Below are 17,101 nucleotides of genomic sequence, written 5' to 3' on the forward strand. Positions count from 1 at the left end.
GATGAGGCAGAGGACGCCCTCAATCGTTGGCTCTGGTGGGCAAGTCACAGCAGGATTGGTGCTTTCAAGGAACTTTACCTCAAGATCAAACGTCACAGGGAGCACATACTGAATGCAATAAGGCTAGGCATGAGTAACGCTCGAATTGAAGCTACTAATAACAAAATCAAGCTGATTATCCGTAAGGCATATGGTTTTCGCAACATCCAAAACATGCTCGATATGGTCTACTTAGTATGCTCGGATTTGAGTATTCCACTTCCTAACAGAAAACCTCGAGGCGCATGATCAGCATAAATGCTGGGGATGATGGCATTTTTCACCCACCATTACCCCTGAAGAGCCTTTTTTAATTCCTATTTAACTGAGCAAAAGCTTCGACTATGATTGCGTACTAGCGAAAAAAATCGATTATATAGTAAAATAGTAAAGATTATTTAGAGCGTTTAATTCCGTATTTAACGTAGTAAAATATCATATTTTTTTTAGGAAATGCAGATAAATGAAAATATAAACAGAAGAGCTAATCCATGAAAAAACAAATCTTATGGCTTGCCCCCTACGTCCCCTACTCCAAAGTAAGGCATGCGGGCGGCAAGAACATGAACTATTACATAAACTACATAAACAACACCGGGAAGTTCGACATAACCTTCATAGGCCTCGGATACGAGGAAGAGCGTAAGGACGTGGACCTTACGCAGCGAGGAATAAAAGCAGACATCTACTACCGAGACCATTCCAGACCGGACTACTTCATCAGAAGGATTGTCAGCGGATTTACCCTCATGAATCCCTGGACGAAGTACGCCAGACAGCTATTATTATATGAACACATGCAGCTTACAAAGCGCATAAAGAAATACAAGGCAGCAGGCGGCAACCCGCATATAGTAATGCTCCATTGGACTTCAATGGGGCTTATTATGCCTGAAATAAAAAAGCTGTTTCCAAACGCGAAATACATCCTGATAGAGGAAGACGTCACATATCTGGGATATCAGAGGAAATATGAGGCAAATCCAACAAAATCCTGGAAATACCGCTATGAACAGCTAAAAAAGGCGGAACTCTCAGCAATAATGAACTGCGATCTGACGATAACTCTGAATGAAAAGGATAAGAACCTTCTTATAAATGATGGAATTCCTGAAAAAAAACTGTTTGAGGGTACAAACTACTTTGAACGCCACAGCAATATAGTTAGAAGTCCTGAGGATAAGAATCTTATGTTCTACGGCGCCATGGATCGCGCGGAGAACTATGATGCAGTAATATGGTTCATTGACTATATAATGCCTGAGCTGGAAAAAGATGGATTCACATTAACTGTGGTTGGAGCTAACCCATCCGCCGTCCTTAAGAACAAGGTTGAGCAATTTAATGAAATCCATGGAAAAGCAATAAACAGTAAGCAGGAAAATCCCATTATCCTCACTGGCTATGTAGAGAGCGTTGATCCATATTTTGAAAAAGCTTTATGCCTCGTGGCACCGCTTTTGCTAGGAGCAGGTATAAAAGTAAAAATACAGGAGGCTATGTCGGCAGGAGTACCGGTACTTACCAATGACATAGGAATAGAAGGAATAAGTGCCAGGGATCAGGAGGAATTCCTATATTGCAAAACTCCAGAAGACTACATAAAAAACATCAGGAAACTCTCAGAAGATAGGGAATTAGCTATAAAAATCGGGAACAACGCAAAAGATTATATACAAATGCATAACGATATAGGCGAAAAGCTGGCAAAACTGGTTAATTATCTTACGGATAACAGTAAAGGATAGGAAAAATATAAATATTTGATATAATAACATGAAATATGGTTAATTTTAGAAAGGTTTACTAATGACAGGAAAAGTTCTGGAACTGTATAATGAATTGTTTTCGCGATATCCGTCCCTTGAGAGAGAAAAGGACAATATCACAAAAAGCTTTGAAATAATAAGAGACAGCTATAAGGATGGCGGTAAGCTTCTTGTGGCAGGAAATGGTGGCTCAGCAGCAGATGCGGAGCACATAGTCGGAGAGCTTATGAAAGGTTTTATTAAGCCCAGGAAGCTTGACGCTGAGCTCACACAAAAGCTCACATCAATAAATAAGGAACTTGGTACTGAACTATCAGAAGCCATGCAGGGAGCGCTTCCGGCGATAGCTGTGGTGGATCATGTAGCGCTTTCCACAGCGTTTCTTAACGACGTGAACCCACAGATGAGCTTTGCACAGCAGATTAATGGCTATGGCACAGGGAAGGACGTATTCTTAGGAATAACAACCTCCGGTAATTCTGAAAACATCATCTATGCAGCAATCATGGCCAAGGCAAAAGGACTTAAAGTAGTAGGACTCACAGGTCGTGACGGCGGTAAGATTAAGGATTATTGTGATGCCTGCATCATAGTTCCCGAAACAGAGACATTTAAGATACAGGAGTTACACCTCCCTGTATATCACGCGCTTTGCCTTATGTTGGAAGAGGAGTTCTTTTAAATGCTAGACCAGAACGAAATAATAGAGAATCAGAGAAAACAAATAGAAAATCTGCAGTTGCGCATTAAGGAAAAAGATAAAAAGATAGCTCAGCAGAAAGAAAAAATTGAAAAACTTGAGGATATAAGAAAGTCATACAACAGCATTCTGAAATCCAAGGGTTGGAGACTAGTCAGCTTTCCTGGGAAGGTTTATGAAAGAACATTCTCTGCGCAAAGCGCCCCCAGAAGATTTTTTGTAAAAATCGGAATGTATGGTAAGGCTATAAACGTAAACAATATCAAATTTGTTTTGTCAGCATATAAAAAGGGTGGAATTAAGCAGGTCAAAAAGGAATTCAGAGATTTTGAGCGACGATCTGATAATTACCAGTTTGGAACACTTACAGATCTGGTTTTATACGATTTTGATAAGCTGTCTTTTAACGAACTGAGGCACTTATCATTTCCTGTTTTTGATAACCCTAAGGTTTCTATAATAATTCCTGTCTATAATCAGTTTGCCTACACATACAATTGCTTACAGAGCATCCTTGATAACAGCTGGAATATCTCATACGAAGTAATAATTGCTGATGATGTTTCAACGGATGATACGACAAGACTTTCTGAAATAGCTGAAAATATCCGCATTGTCAGAAATTCTGAAAACCAGAGATTTCTTAAAAACTGCAATAACGCTGCAAAACATGCAAAAGGGCAGTACATCTTATTCTTAAATAATGACACTCAGGTTCAGCATGAATGGTTAACCAGTCTGGTTGAGCTTATAGAAAGCAATGATACATACGGAATGGTAGGATCAAAGCTGGTATATCCTGATGGTTCACTTCAGGAAGCAGGCGGAATCATATGGGGTGACGGTCATGCCTGGAACTATGGTAATGGAAAAAATCCGCTCCTTCCGGAATTTAATTATGTGAAAGAGGCTGACTACATCTCCGGAGCGGCTATAATGATCAGAACATCATTATGGAAAGAAATCGGAGGCTTTGATGAACTGTTTGCACCAGCTTATTGCGAGGATTCAGATCTCGCCTTTGAGGTTAGAAAGCGTGGATACAAGGTAATGTATCAACCGAAGTCCATAGTGGTGCACTTCGAAGGAAAATCCAATGGTACTGATACTTCAACCGGAATAAAGAAATATCAGGTTGAAAACTCTGAGAAATTAAAGCAGAAGTGGGCAAACGAATTCAAACAGCTCTCTCAGACAGAATCCGACCTGTTCCACGCAAGGGATAGAAGCCAGAGCAAAAAGACAATACTTGTTGTGGATCATTATGCTCCAGAGTTTGACAAGGATGCAGGCTCCAAGACAACATGGCAGTACCTTCAGATGTTTGTATCACAGGGCTACAACGTGAAGTTTATAGGAGATAATTTTGCCAGAAAAGAGCCCTATACCACAGCACTTGAGCAGATAGGAATTGAAGTGCTTTGCGGTCCCTGGTACAGAGACCACTATGAGGAATGGATCAGCGATAATCAGGAAAACATTGAATTTGCTTATTTGAACAGACCTCATATAACAGAGAAGTACATAGATTTTATAAAGAACAAGACAAATATCAAGTGCATATATTATGGACATGACCTACATTTCCTAAGAATCAGACGTGAGTATGAGCTTAGCGGTGATGAAAAGCTTAAAAGAGAGTCCGAGGATTGGAAAAAGAAGGAGCTTGATATCATGCGTAAGGCAGATATCAGCTATTACCCATCTCAGATTGAGATAGATGAGATACACAGGATTGACCCTATGGTCAAAGCAAAAGCCATAACAGCATATGTATATGAGTCATTCAGGGATAAGAAGAACCTGAATTTTGCGGAGAAGAAGGACATTCTCTTCGTTGGAGGATTTGGACATCCTCCGAATGAGGATGCCGTTAATTGGTTTGCATCGGACATATGGCCTGAAATTCATGAGAAACTTGGAATATCATTCCACATAGTCGGATCGAAGCCAACACCCAGAATAGAAAAGCTAAATGGGAAGAATGGAATTATTCTGGAGGGCTTTGTGTCAGAGGAGAGACTTATAGAGCTCTATGACACATGTAAACTTGTTGTTGTACCCCTTAGATATGGCGCAGGTGTTAAGGGTAAGGTCATAGAGGCTCTGTATAATGGAGCACCTATGGTTACAACTTCAGTTGGAACAGAAGGAATTCCCGGAGTAGAGAACCTTATAGAAGTTGCGGATGATGCGCATACATTTGCCAATAAGGTTATCGCTCTGTATAATGACAATGCTACTTTGGAAAAGACTGCACATAATTATGATGAATATGTAAGGAACCATCATAGCGTGGATGCAGTGTGGAATATCATAAAGGAAGATTTTAATTAAATGGTTATTACAAGAACACCCTTCCGTATGTCTTTTTTTGGCGGCGGAACCGATATGGAGGACTATTTTAGGGAGAATAAGGGAGCGGTATTATCAACCACATTTGATAAATTCTGCTACGTGAACGTAAGGCATTTGCCGCCCTTTTTCGATTACACATCAGAATTCGTATACGCGCAGATAGAGCGTGTAACAGACTTGGGAGATGTTGACCATCCGGCAATAAGGAATGCCATGGATATGATGGACATGCACGAACTCCGACTATCATATGAGGCTGACCTTCCTGCACGAAGCGGACTTGGAACCAGTAGCTCCTTTGCAGTCGGAATGATAAATGCATTCTATGCACTTAAGGGCAAATACGCTGATAAGAGACAGCTTGCTGATGACGCAATATACCTTGAGAGAGTACTTTGTAATGAGGCAGGCGGATGGCAGGATCAGATAGCTGCTTCATTTGGCGGACTGAACAGAATCAACTTTAATGCTGATGGTTATGAGGTACTTCCCATAATCATTTCTCCTGACAGGAAAAAGTTGCTAAATGACAATATGATGATGTTCTTCACAGGTTTTACAAGGTTATCATCTGAAATTCAGAAGGCAGCAACACCGGTTGCTGATAAAAAGAAACAGCTCTCTGAAATGTACACGCTTGTTGATGATGCGGAAAAAGTACTTGTAAATAAGGATGCAAACCTCGATGAATTTGGTAAACTCCTTGATTATACCTGGAAAATCAAGAGAAGTACCGGAAGCAACGTATCAACAGGCAGAATAGATGAGTATTATGAAAAGGGAATTAAAGCCGGAGCCCTAGGCGGAAAGCTTCTTGGTGCAGGCGGCGGCGGATTCCTTCTCTTCTACGTGCCTGAGGAAAACAGGGCAAAGGTGAGAGATGCCATGAAAGATCTGCTCTTCGTTCCCTTCAAGTTTGAGGACGAAGGGACAAGAGTCGTATATTATAAGGCTGAAGATTATGATCCTGAGAAGAGACGCGGACTCTGAGAGGTGAATGCCTGTCTGAGCTCACTCATAAAGGATAGTTTATAGTTGGAAGGAAAAATATTTTGAAGACACTTATAATGGCAGGCGGCAGAGGTACCAGAATTGCATCAGTCAATTCTGAAGTACCAAAGCCCATGATACCTCTTGCTGGAAAACCGGTTCTTGAATATGAAATAGAAGCCCTTAAGAGGCAGGGACTTACGGATATTCTCCTAATAGTAGGATACCTTGGTGACGCGATAAAGGATTACTTTGGTGATGGAACAAAGGTATCTCCGGTTACCGGAGAGCCTTTCGGAGTGAATATTGAATACTTTGTAGAAGATAAGCCACTGGGAACCGCAGGGGCATTATTTGCGTTAAAGGATAAACTCACAGAGGACTTCCTGCTCCTTAACGGAGATATCATATTTGATATAGATTTTGACAGATTAATCAAAGCACATAAAAACGGAAACGGACTTGCTACCATCATCACTCATCCCAACAATCATCCCTATGACAGTGGAATAATCATCGCAGATGAGAATGGAAAGGTTCTGAACTGGCTACATAAGGAAGACCCCAGAACCTGGTATAGAAACAGAGTCAATGCCGGAGTGCACATCTTATCACCTAAGATACTGGACAAGTTCACCTTTGAAGAAGGTGAAAAAATAGATCTGGATAGACAGATATTAAAGGCTCTCATACCCAATGGAGAACTCTATATTTATGATACACCTGAGTTTATCAAGGATATGGGAACACCGGACAGATTCTACCTCATAGAGAATGATATCAAGTCCGGAAAAGTAGAACAGAAAAACCTTAAACATAAACAGAAAGCAGTATTTCTCGATAGAGACGGTACAATTAACAAATATGTGGGCTTTCTTAGAAATATTGACGAATTCGAACTCCTGCCCGGAGTATCAGAAGCTATCAAGAAAATAAATGAATCAGGTTATCTTGCCATCGTAGTTACTAATCAGCCAGTCATAGCAAGGGGTGAAGTGACCTACGATGAACTGCATGAGATTCACAACAAGATGGAGACACTCCTCGGACAGGATGGAGCATATCTCGACGCAATCTATTACTGCCCGCATCATCCTGACAGCGGATTTGACGGTGAGATCAAGGAACTTAAGATAAACTGCGAATGCAGAAAACCAAAGCCAGGAATGCTTATTGCGGCAGCAGAGGACTACAACATCGATCTTACTCATTCCTACATGGTAGGCGATGGCCAAAACGACATCGCTGCCGGCAACGCCGCAGGCTGCAAAACCATTCTCATAAGCGACAGTGACACAACAGACTACGGCCAGACCTTCGTCTGCCCGTCACTACTAGATTTTGTAAATAAGTACCTCATTTAATATGCCTTCCCCCTCCGGGGGAAGGTGTCAGCGAAGCTGACGGATGAGGGTTCATCGGAGTAAACATGATATCAAGATTAAAAGAAGTAATCGAATACAAAGACATGATCCACAGCATGGTAAAGCGCGAACTCCGCGGCCGATACCAGAAGTCCGCTCTGGGAATGCTCTGGGCACTCCTGTTCCCGCTTTTCCAGATTGCAATATATACCTTCGTATTCGGAGTAATATTTCCAAGTTCAATAGAGAACTACTACATATACCTCACAGCAGGAATAGTACCCTGGACCTTTTTTAGTGAGGCCGTAGGACAGGGAGCGGGCTGCATAGTTAATAACGCGAACCTTGCAACCAAAATCTACTTTCCCAGAGAAGTGCTACCAATCTCAGCTGTCCTTGCGAAATTCATAAACATGCTCCTTGCGTTTGTGATAGTATTTGTCTTTATCATATTTGGAGGAGTAGGAATCAGCCCTGCAGTAATCTGGTTCCTGCCGATAGTAATGATTGCTGAATTCATACTTTGCCTTGGATTCACACTGCTCTTTTCAGCAATAACAGTATACATAAGAGACATGGAGTATATAGTAGGAATCCTTATGATGGCATGGATATGGGGGACTCCTATCATGTACAGCATGGATAACCTGCAGCCGATGGTTAAGGTTATTCTGCTCTGCAACCCCATGACAAGCATAGTCCAGAGCTATCATGCAGTTCTGTATTATAAAGAGTTACCGGATGCACTCTACACTGTAATAACATGGGGCAGTGCTGTTGCCATCTTGATAGTTGGAGAGCTTGTGTTTGCTCATCTTGAAGGCGATTTTGCGGAGGAAATGTGATGAATGCAAATATAAGTAATCCTGAAAATGCAATAGAAGTAAGAAATGTACATAAGTTTTTTAAGGTCTACGAAGATAAAGGAACAATGCTTCGCGAGCGCATTGTCAACATAGGCCGTAATAAATATGAAAAGCGTGAAGTTCTAAAGGGCATCAGTTTTGATGTGAAAAAAGGTGAAGCAGTTGCTCTGATAGGGAGAAATGGCTGTGGTAAGAGTACCACCCTTAAGATGCTGACAAAGATCCTACGGCCCAATGAAGGAACAATCGCTGAGCAGGGAAGAATATCAAGCCTTATCGAACTTGGAGCCGGATTCCACCCTGATCTTACCGGTAGAGAAAACATATATATAAACGCTTCAATATTCGGAATCAAGAATAAGGAAGTTGACAGAAGACTCGATGATATCATAGCTTTCTCAGAGCTTGAGCAATATATAGATAATCCTGTAAGAACCTATTCTTCGGGAATGTATATGCGCCTGGCCTTTGCGGTGGCAATAAATGTGGACGCAGATATACTCCTTGTAGATGAAATACTTGCTGTTGGTGATCAGGCATTCCAGACCAAGTGCTTCAATAAGCTGCGTGATCTTAAGGCTAATGGAATGACAATAGTACTGGTATCACACTCCATAGGTCAGGTTAAGCAAATCTGCGACCGTGTCATATGGATTGAAAATGGCTTAATCAGAAATGAAGGTCCTGCCAGAAAGATATGCGATGACTATCTTGATGACATGGAGCTAAAGCGTCTTGAGAGAGTTGAGCTTGAAGCCAAGATGCGCGATGAAAAAGAGAAAGAAAACCTTGAAAATGGTGAACTCTCTCAAGAAGAGAAGGATGCTATACAGGAAAAGCTGCAAAACAGCATGAAATGTCAGGAGTTATGTTCACAGTGTGGCCCGGATGCCAGAAGATCAGGCACAGGTGAAGCAGAGTTTACTGATGTCCTCATGGTTAATGATAAAGGTGAACCCTGCACGCGCTTTTCCACAGGAGACAAGCTTTCTATAAGGATTAAATTTAAGGCAAAGGATACCAGCAAGCAGCTCAACTTTACTTTCGGAATAACCAGAAGTGACTGGGTATACTGTTATGGAAATGAGATGCTGGAATGCACCGGACATACCATAACAGGGCAGGAATCCGGAGAAGTTGTGCTGACAATAGAAAAGCTAAATCTTCTTAAAGGTGCTTATTTCCTGGATTTTTGGATTCAGGATGAGGCAGGAGTAGAGATAGACTGCGTCCATAACCTCATAGTTATGTATGTTGAAGGGGATACAGGAAAAGACCATGGAATAATGCCTATGGAGCATGATTGGGAGATAAATGCAAACTGAAGTAACATCTAAAGATAAAACAGAAGCAATAACCTGGAAAGAATATCCTGTTACAGGACTTCTCGTGGCAATGATGCTGGTGATCCTGGATTACTCTGACAGGGTATATTACCTTACTATACCGGTATTCATATTCTTCCTTGTAACCGGAATAAAGGAAAATACCAAGGCACTCATTAGCTTTATTAAAAAATACTTCCCGGTATTAATTATACTGGCTGCCAGCGCAGGATATTACCATTTTATAGCCAAGGCAGCTGGCTCAGGTGCGGTGCTTGGCACCATACCGGTGCTGATATTTGCAGGGAGCTGCCTTGCTCTACGGAATGAAGAGGATTCGCAAAGTATTTATGATAAGCTCTGGGTATTTATGCTCGCGCTGGTGATACTTGGGATAGTAAAAAATGTATTTGATAAAGCCGTGGGCTATTTCATGACAGCGGAAGCTGAGCTTACAGCAGTAATCATATTTGCTGCGATTACAATTCTGTTTATGGAAGATATTAAGCTCAAAGTAGCAGGAATAGCCGTCTCTGCCATATCAGGCATATTACAGATAAAAAATGGCACCGTGGGCATTCATAAAACAGCGGGTCAGATTATAGAATTTGTGATTAAGTCACCTGCAAACGATTATGGATTTATAATAATGATCCTGAGCATAATATTATGCATAAGTGCCATCTATATATTTGTAAAGTCTGAAGATAAGCTGATGAAAAGACATGCAATCCTTGTATGCATAGCTGTGGCTGCCGGTATAGCAAATGCAGCGCTAAATCAGCTCAATATAATGTTCATACTCTATACGATTATAGGCATATATATGGGACAAGTTATAAAGAACAAGAAAATAAAGTAACATGTAAGCCTGGCAGAGATTGAATAAAAAAATTAAAAGCAAGGACTATTCTTGATTTTTTGTGCTAATTATTCTAAAATTCATATATTTTTAATGGTTAATGCTGTCGGAAATGATTAAAATAAAATCAGATAAGTATGTGGTTACTGCAGAAGCAGTAGCTTGGAGGTGGTTTTATGTTACAAAATAAAGCATATACAATCAATCCTGAGAAATCGAAGGAATTTTTTGAAATGCTTTCAAAAAGTGCACCAAGCAAAAGTGATTGGAAACGTATAAGTAAAGAAGCGCATGTACTTGATAAAAAAAGGTTAGATGCTCTTTTTGAGAGAAGAAATAGCAAATGATTTTTGAATTTATTCCAATTAACAAGACACTAAAAAATGTAATACAGGAATTTGATTGCGGTACCGATAAATATAATTCTTTTTTGAAAGAAGATGCTTTTGACTGGATGGCTAATGGTTATGCTACTACTTATGTTGCTGTAGATAGTGATGAAAATAATGATGGGAAAATATCAAAAATTTATGCTTATGCCTCCGTTAATGCAACAGGATTACTTGGTAAGAACTTAGATAAAAAGAAATATCTTTCATGCGCGGAAATCAGATTGTTTGCAGTTGCTAAAGCTCTTAGAGGAGACGAAGCAGTAGATATTGATGGAGTTAGATATAGCTATAAAGTATTTCAGGCATTGATGCAGGAATTGTATCACATAGCAACATCTACAATTGGGTTTTGTGCGGTAACGCTTAACTCAAATGATGAGGGATTGAATTTATATACAAAGTTTGGATTTGTCCATTCGCAGGAATACTTGCTACCAGAGGATGAAGAAAAACTGGATATAGAGGATTGTACACCATTAGTTTTCTCTTTTTTGGGGGAAGATTCACTATATAAATTATTTGAATAAAGACAAGAGAGATTTTAAATTTTTAGATATAGGGACGAAGGATAATCAAACTTTTGAGGGTTTGCCAAGCGTTATGAAGGTCTGACTTTTGGTCAGGCTTCTTTTAAAGGATCTTTTTTACGGGAATCATAGACAATATTTGAAAAAACGAATCTATACAGGGAAATAAAGAAATGGCAAGATAATCATGCTTGTTGCTTATTAAGTTGAAAAAACGTTTTAAGTGATAAAGACTCTTTAGCGCAGCAATTATCACTTGGCGTAATACCAAGCGGTAGCGCGGTCAGAACATAGAGTAGACAAGGCGGGTTCAGATGGACCTGTCTTTTAATTATGGATTTTACAAAGTTGATATAAAAAATAAAGGTGATAAAATGAAATTCGAAAGATAGCCCAGATATCTGATCCAAGTATTGTGACGATATATAACCTAAAGTCCCGTCATTTTATACCAAGGATTGATTCCTGAAACATCCGGACATGATTCTTGAATTATCCGGACAAAAATCACTCAAATCATGTCGGGACATTTACACCCATGAACTCATAGAGTTCACACTGCTTTGCTGTTATCTCAGATAGATGATGTGCCTTGCCAGGCTGCTGATAATACTCAATAGTATCCAGTTCATCAAGTAATGACTGGATTGTGAACTTGTTAAACAGGCCATTTTCATCCATCTGCTTTTTGATATAAGACACCATCTGAAGTGCTATAAACTGAATAAACAGCTTGCCTTCAAAGTCTTCTTCTGATGCGACGGACATACGTCGCATGGAAAGTCTTTCTTTGAGATTGCCAAAGGATTTTTCAATAAGATCCTTGAGGCGGTAGATGCGCAGCGCTTCCACCGGATCTTTGATTCCATTGGTCATGAGAGCGAAGTAACCATAGTTCTTCTCAGCCTTGCGGATAGCATCCTCCTTAAAGCTGTAGGTTTTACCTCTTACAGGTGTCTCGTGTATTGTAAAGTACTTCTGATAGAGCTTTTCATCAGCCGGATCAGGAGTGCCGCTTACCAGATTGTTTTCAAGACGGTCAAGCATGGCATTAAACATTGTCTTGTCGTCAGTTGCTTTTTGGTCATTGTAATAGAAGTGGAGATATATGCGCTTTTTGTCAGTGATTATCTCTCCGGTGCGGGGCTTTTCTTCTGTATAGTCCCATTCTTCTTTAAATGACATGACATATAGTTTTAACTCTGAATTATAGTTATAGCGGGTAACAAAATCTGCGCCGATCTTATCAAGTATGCTGCTCACCTTGCTAAGTGAGAGTCTGGCACCAATGAGGAACTTATGGTGATGCTTCATAAGATCATTGATGTTCTTCTCACTGTAGAAGCCTCTGTCCAGGACAAGCTTTAGCTTATCGAGTTTAAGGAAATCAACATCCTTTATGAGGTTCTCTATGGTTTTAACATCCGTGATGTTGCCTGCAAGCTTTCTGTAATAAACAGGGAGCATTGATTCCTCTCCATACAGAAGTGCAAGGTTTATCTGCGGAAGGGAATCACCTTCTTTGTTCTTTCCATACTTCGCCTGTTTTATAAGCGTAGAGTATGAAGAGATAGATGTTGTATCAAATGCAAGATATTCATTCAGACCATGGCGTTTTGCCTGGTACCGGAAGTAAGCCATCTTTGCTTCCTCAGTGATGAGGCCAAAGAGCTCGCTGCTTCTCTGTGAAGGGATATCCTTGCCATATGGATGCCTGTGAGTCATGCCCCACTTATGGAACCTGTACATGGGCTGGCCTTCTTCAAGCACAAGATAATAAGCAACAGACATTATCTGCGGTGCCAAAGAGCCAAAGCATTTGCCAAGATCTGCAGCAATGCCGGTTTTGTCACATATCTCATTCAGAAGATATGTTGATCCATAAAACTGTCTGAGGCATACCTCTGTAGGAACCGGACCGGTCTTAGGTGCAACAAGACTTTGCTCATACTCAGATTTGAGACGATGATATGTCTTGTTTGGAGTAAAGGCCTTGCCATCATACTTACCGATGTATTCTCGCTTATGGTCGGCGCACTGTTTTTCAGCGTTCCAAAAAGGCTTGTCGATATAAGCGTAACCGTTTTGGCATCTGACTTTGCTGGTGATCCAAGGCTCATTGATTTTCAGTTCCATAGCAATTACCTCCTCGGTATAATTATACCAAGGATTAAAAGGAATCGCAAGCAAAATGGGCACTTTTGATACAATATTTTGTAGCTGCAAAGCCAGTAAGCACAAGGCTTTGCGATGGTTTGTTAAATGAGTTTATACCGAATCCTTGGTATAAATTCACGGGAGCTTAGGTTTGAATGCCTATGATTCCGGGCCCCAGTAAAATTACAGCAAAATAGGATAAATGTAGTGTTGTATGAGAATGAAATGAGTAATTAATGAAAATGAATTAAACTTATGAGTCACAAAAAGTTTAATTCATTTATATTTTGATAGAAATACGAGAATATTTAAAAATGAATTAAACATTGTTATAAAATTAATGTTAATAATGCTTGGGTAGGAGCTACATTTATGTAAATGATTTGTGATGATAGGCTCTATGTATATTTGAACAGAAGCTATAAGTGTAATATATTTCGATAATTAAAGCTAAAGGCAATAAAATATTATTTGAAATATAGTATTAGATTGAATTCGTTTGTACAATGTGATATTGTAACAATAGAAGAAATGGAGGAATTCAAGTGAAGATTAATAGTATCACTGTAGCAGGATTTAAAAATATAAAAAAGACTCGGCTTGAACTAGATAGTATTTGTGCGCTTATTTCTACAAATAATTATGGCAAATCTAATCTTATGGAGGCCATAGATTTTGGCTTTGATTTTATTCATGAGTCACGTAAGGGCAGAAAAAACATGATGTCATGGATAAAAGGAATTCCTCTATGTACTATCATGCAGGATGATGAGTATTATTTTGAGGTAGAATTCTGCGATGAAGAGCTTGCGGAGTATAAGTTTGTTAGATACGGTTTCTCGTTTAAATGGCACAGAGATGATAATTCTGGCGAAGTGATTACTGATGAATGGATTGAAGCAAGAGAAAATACCAGCGTCAGATATAATTCTTTCTTAAAGCGCAACGAGGGAAAATACCGAAAGGGCAAAAGCACAGTAGCCTATAGAAAGATTGAACTAGATGAACTACAGCTGGCAATTGATGTATTGGCTCTTTTGGATGACATTGATATTTCAGGTGTAGTTAAAGATATACATGACATTACTTTTAGGGTTTGTTCTTCATTGGATCTTGGCGATAGATATCAGCCATCTCCACTCGAATATATTGAGGATGAGGAAGACTCTATAAGATTCGATGATGCAGATGTTCCAAAAGCTTTGTTTACATTAAAAAAGAAAAAGCCGGAGCTTTATGAATTGTTTGAGGAAGCGGTATATACGTTGTTTCCAGACTTTGCCTCGATAGGCTTAAATGAATTCACTTTGACAGATCAGAATATGGAACAGCATATTACTGTTAAAGTTGGGGATAAGGAACTGCCTCCTGAGGAAATGGAAAAAGAGATACCGTTCAAAATCAGAGAGCATGTTTATAGATTATTTGTGAAGAGTGAGTTTATGAATCAGCCTGTCAGCATGGCTAACATGTCAACAGGCACAAAGAGAGCAATTTGGCTTCTAACCAATGCTTTTGTTGCAAATCTTGTTAAAGCTGGAATAGTTGGAGTTGAAGAGATTGAGACTAGCATTCATCCTCGAATGATTAAGAATTTGCTTGAGATAATCAATGAAGCTTTAGGTGATGCACCTCTTATTGTTTCTAGCCACTCTCCATATCTTGTACAATACCTTAAACCTGAGAAGATATATGTCGGTGTTCCAAATGCCAATGGTGTAGCCGAGTTTAGAAGAATTCAAAAGAATAAGGTTAAAAATATCGTAGCTAATGCACGTGATCTTGGGCTTTCAGTAGGTGAATATCTATTTGAACTCTTATCCGGAGACTCAGATTCATTTGAAATATTAGAGAGCTATTTGGAGGTGGTTTGAGTTTGGGAGAGTATACAAGGGGAATAGCCTTTGTCCTGGAGGGAGCAACAGAGAAAGTATTTTACAGAGCATTCTTGAAATGGCATGCAGAACAAAATAATTGTTCGTTTGTGAAGGGTGATAATCTTGATAATGGAGACATTTATTTTGAATGGGACAACGGCGCAGAAACTATATTGATAAAATTTAATGTTGTTGGTACGGTTACACAGGTGTCGCATTCAGGAAAGTGGTTCGCCAATAAATGCGTCAAGAAATACAGAATGCCATGGAAAGTTTTCCTATGTTATGACACAGATAGTTCCGAATATGACATTACCAAGTTCTATCAGGATGATTGGAAACTGTTACGCAAAGATTTGGTGAAGGCAAAAGCAGAAGAGATAATAGATCTCGCTGCCAGTGCAGACATTGAAGATATAATTCTTACAGATTTGTCTGGAGTGTGTGCATATTTAGGAATTGGTGTTCCAGAAAAACTATGTGGACGCAAAGGTAAGGCTAAGATGAAAGCGCTATACAGATCTTGTGGTAACACATACCATGAAGGTGATAAGGCAGAGACTATGATTGAATCTCTGAATTTTCAAAAGATAGTAGATTATAGCCCACTTGATTTAGAAAAGTTATCCACAGTATTGGCAAAACCACAAAATATTGTGGATAACAATCAACAGACCACATAATATTGTTGATAATATGAGTTTTATATGATATTCTATCGTTGTTAATGTAGGAAACTACTTAACATAAAAAAGAAGCACAAGGTTCGGACCCTTGTACTTCTTAAGAAACTCACGGAGGAATTTAATCATCCGCTAAGCATTTTTAAAAATCAAGTCTAGTTTAGCAAATTCTTCCGTGTGTTTCAATCTTAATTTCAATCGATGGATTGAAAAATAAATACGGAGGTAATTGCTATGAAAAAAGGAAAACCTGATAAAGAAGCGCAAGAATATATTTTTCGTAGATATATTACGAAAAATGGCGTGAGAATATATCCTAAGAACGGCAAAGTTTTTAAGATATCAGTGAAGTAACATAATAACAAGGCAGGAATGTTGGATGGTTCATTCTTGCATCCCTATTACTCAGGAGGTGTAAGAATATGGGTAAAGATCAATTTGTTGTAAAGCATGGCGATGGATGGGCTGTAAAAGGTGCTAACAATAATCGCGCTACAAAGGTAACATCAACACAAGGCGAAGCAATCAGGATTGCGAGAGGTATAGCTCGTAATCAGCACTCTGAAATGCGCGTACAGGGTAATGATGGGAAATTCCGTACGTGTAACAGTTATGGTAACGACCCTTGTCCGCCAAGAGATAAGTATTTTTAAAACTAAATAAGGAAAACACAAAAGCAGCTTTTGTCACTGGGTCAAAGACGGAAGCTGCTTTTTATTACGATGAAAAACATATAATTAATATATGACTAGAATAAGGAAAAGAAGACTGCGGATTAAATGAAATATATGGCGCAGGGATACTCCTGTTAAGAGAATTTCAGCCAATGGCTATCTAAAAAATTTAAGGCTCTTCAGGGGTAATGGTGGGTGAAAAATGCCATCATCCCCAGCATTTATGCTGATCATGCGCCTCGAGGTTTTCTGTTAGGAAGTGGAATACTCAAATCCGAGCATACTAAGTAGACCATATCGAGCATGTTTTGGATGTTGCGAAAACCATATGCCTTACGGATAATCAGCTTGATTTTGTTATTAGTAGCTTCAATTCGAGCGTTACTCATGCCTAGCCTTATTGCATTCAGTATGTGCTCCCTGTGACGTTTGATCTTGAGGTAAAGTTCCTTGAAAGCACCAATCCTGCTGTGACTTGCCCACCAGAGCCAACGATTGAGGGCGTCCTCTGCCTCATC

At 39.6% G+C, this 17,101-nt stretch carries 15 protein-coding genes and 1 pseudogene; 14 read left to right on the plus strand and 2 right to left on the minus strand.

Annotation, left to right across the window (positions count from 1 at the left end; translation table 11 throughout):
* The 11 genes and pseudogenes from G602_RS0115650 to G602_RS0115700 all read left to right on the plus strand — a co-directional run.
* Positions 1 to 288, plus strand: a 288-nt coding sequence (locus G602_RS0115650; protein WP_026659828.1) for a transposase, incomplete at its 5' end; no start/stop codon positions are given.
* 242 nt (positions 289 to 530) lie between these two features.
* On the plus strand, positions 531 to 1,787 hold the full coding sequence (locus G602_RS0115655; protein WP_026659829.1) for a glycosyltransferase: 1,257 nt from the start codon (positions 531 to 533) through the stop codon (positions 1,785 to 1,787).
* Positions 1,788 to 1,848: 61 nt separating this feature from the next.
* Positions 1,849 to 2,490, plus strand: a complete 642-nt coding sequence (locus G602_RS0115660) for a D-sedoheptulose-7-phosphate isomerase (RefSeq protein ID WP_026659830.1) — start codon at positions 1,849 to 1,851, stop codon at positions 2,488 to 2,490.
* A 453-nt stretch (positions 2,491 to 2,943) separates the two neighbouring features.
* Positions 2,944 to 4,845 (plus strand): annotated as a pseudogene (locus G602_RS26995) (glycosyltransferase); the annotation flags it as partial.
* Positions 4,846 to 5,856, plus strand: a complete 1,011-nt coding sequence (locus tag G602_RS0115670; protein ID WP_026659831.1) for a GHMP family kinase ATP-binding protein — start codon at positions 4,846 to 4,848, stop codon at positions 5,854 to 5,856.
* 62 nt (positions 5,857 to 5,918) lie between these two features.
* Positions 5,919 to 7,220, plus strand: coding sequence for a D-glycero-beta-D-manno-heptose 1,7-bisphosphate 7-phosphatase (gmhB, locus tag G602_RS0115675; protein ID WP_026659832.1), 1,302 nt, complete (start codon positions 5,919 to 5,921; stop codon positions 7,218 to 7,220).
* Positions 7,221 to 7,285: 65 nt separating this feature from the next.
* Complete coding sequence (locus G602_RS0115680; protein WP_044932400.1) at positions 7,286 to 8,065, plus strand: ABC transporter permease; 780 nt, start codon at positions 7,286 to 7,288, stop codon at positions 8,063 to 8,065.
* Complete coding sequence (locus G602_RS0115685) at positions 8,065 to 9,411, plus strand: ABC transporter ATP-binding protein (RefSeq protein WP_044932404.1); 1,347 nt, start codon at positions 8,065 to 8,067, stop codon at positions 9,409 to 9,411. Before G602_RS0115680 ends, G602_RS0115685 begins: the two co-directional genes overlap by 1 nt.
* A complete protein-coding gene (locus tag G602_RS0115690) occupies positions 9,401 to 10,273 on the plus strand; it encodes a hypothetical protein (RefSeq protein WP_026659836.1) in 873 nt (290 codons plus the stop codon). Before G602_RS0115685 ends, G602_RS0115690 begins: the two co-directional genes overlap by 11 nt.
* A 176-nt stretch (positions 10,274 to 10,449) precedes the next feature.
* Positions 10,450 to 10,620: a hypothetical protein gene (locus tag G602_RS30600; protein WP_155829954.1), complete on the plus strand. Its 171-nt coding sequence runs from the start codon at positions 10,450 to 10,452 to the stop codon at positions 10,618 to 10,620.
* Positions 10,617 to 11,192 carry a hypothetical protein gene (locus tag G602_RS0115700; protein ID WP_026659837.1) on the plus strand — a complete coding sequence of 192 codons (576 nt, stop codon included), beginning with the start codon at positions 10,617 to 10,619 and terminating at the stop codon, positions 11,190 to 11,192. The genes G602_RS30600 and G602_RS0115700 overlap by 4 nt, the downstream gene beginning before the upstream one ends.
* 516 nt (positions 11,193 to 11,708) lie before the next feature.
* Here G602_RS0115700 and G602_RS31535 read toward each other — a convergent pair.
* Positions 11,709 to 13,328: an IS1634 family transposase gene (locus tag G602_RS31535; RefSeq protein WP_044932407.1), complete on the minus strand. Its 1,620-nt coding sequence runs from the start codon at positions 13,326 to 13,328 to the stop codon at positions 11,709 to 11,711.
* Between the two features lie 566 nt (positions 13,329 to 13,894).
* Here G602_RS31535 and G602_RS0115710 point away from each other — a divergent pair.
* The 3 genes from G602_RS0115710 (at position 13,895) to G602_RS0115725 (ending at position 16,562) form a co-directional block, all read left to right on the plus strand.
* The gene (locus G602_RS0115710) at positions 13,895 to 15,223 is read left to right on the plus strand and encodes an AAA family ATPase (RefSeq protein ID WP_026659839.1); all 1,329 of its coding nucleotides are present in this window, start codon (positions 13,895 to 13,897) and stop codon (positions 15,221 to 15,223) included.
* A 2-nt stretch (positions 15,224 to 15,225) separates the two neighbouring features.
* On the plus strand, positions 15,226 to 15,909 hold the full coding sequence (locus G602_RS27000) for a hypothetical protein (RefSeq protein WP_049945273.1): 684 nt from the start codon (positions 15,226 to 15,228) through the stop codon (positions 15,907 to 15,909).
* 422 nt (positions 15,910 to 16,331) lie between these two features.
* Positions 16,332 to 16,562, plus strand: a complete 231-nt coding sequence (locus G602_RS0115725) for a DUF2188 domain-containing protein (protein WP_026659840.1) — start codon at positions 16,332 to 16,334, stop codon at positions 16,560 to 16,562.
* 251 nt (positions 16,563 to 16,813) lie between these two features.
* Here the strand turns inward: G602_RS0115725 and G602_RS0115730 are convergent.
* Positions 16,814 to 17,101, minus strand: a 288-nt coding sequence (locus G602_RS0115730) for a transposase (RefSeq protein WP_026659828.1), incomplete at its 5' end; no start/stop codon positions are given.

The organism is Butyrivibrio sp. AC2005, assembly GCF_000424145.1.
In the GTDB taxonomy this organism is placed as follows: Bacteria; Bacillota; Clostridia; order Lachnospirales; family Lachnospiraceae; genus Butyrivibrio.

What these genes read in the sequence shown, in the direction of transcription:
- G602_RS31535 (WP_044932407.1), bottom strand. Translation starts at nt 13,328, where the DNA reads ATGGAACTGAAAATCAATGAGCCTTGGATCACCAGCAAAGTCAGATGC.
- G602_RS0115680 (WP_044932400.1), top strand. Translation starts at nt 7,286, where the DNA reads ATGATATCAAGATTAAAAGAAGTAATCGAATACAAAGACATGATCCAC.
- G602_RS0115655 (WP_026659829.1), top strand. Translation starts at nt 531, where the DNA reads ATGAAAAAACAAATCTTATGGCTTGCCCCCTACGTCCCCTACTCCAAA.
- G602_RS30600 (WP_155829954.1), top strand. Translation starts at nt 10,450, where the DNA reads ATGTTACAAAATAAAGCATATACAATCAATCCTGAGAAATCGAAGGAA.
- G602_RS0115725 (WP_026659840.1), top strand. Translation starts at nt 16,332, where the DNA reads ATGGGTAAAGATCAATTTGTTGTAAAGCATGGCGATGGATGGGCTGTA.
- G602_RS0115700 (WP_026659837.1), top strand. Translation starts at nt 10,617, where the DNA reads ATGATTTTTGAATTTATTCCAATTAACAAGACACTAAAAAATGTAATA.
- G602_RS0115690 (WP_026659836.1), top strand. Translation starts at nt 9,401, where the DNA reads ATGCAAACTGAAGTAACATCTAAAGATAAAACAGAAGCAATAACCTGG.
- G602_RS0115660 (WP_026659830.1), top strand. Translation starts at nt 1,849, where the DNA reads ATGACAGGAAAAGTTCTGGAACTGTATAATGAATTGTTTTCGCGATAT.
- G602_RS0115685 (WP_044932404.1), top strand. Translation starts at nt 8,065, where the DNA reads ATGAATGCAAATATAAGTAATCCTGAAAATGCAATAGAAGTAAGAAAT.
- G602_RS0115670 (WP_026659831.1), top strand. Translation starts at nt 4,846, where the DNA reads ATGGTTATTACAAGAACACCCTTCCGTATGTCTTTTTTTGGCGGCGGA.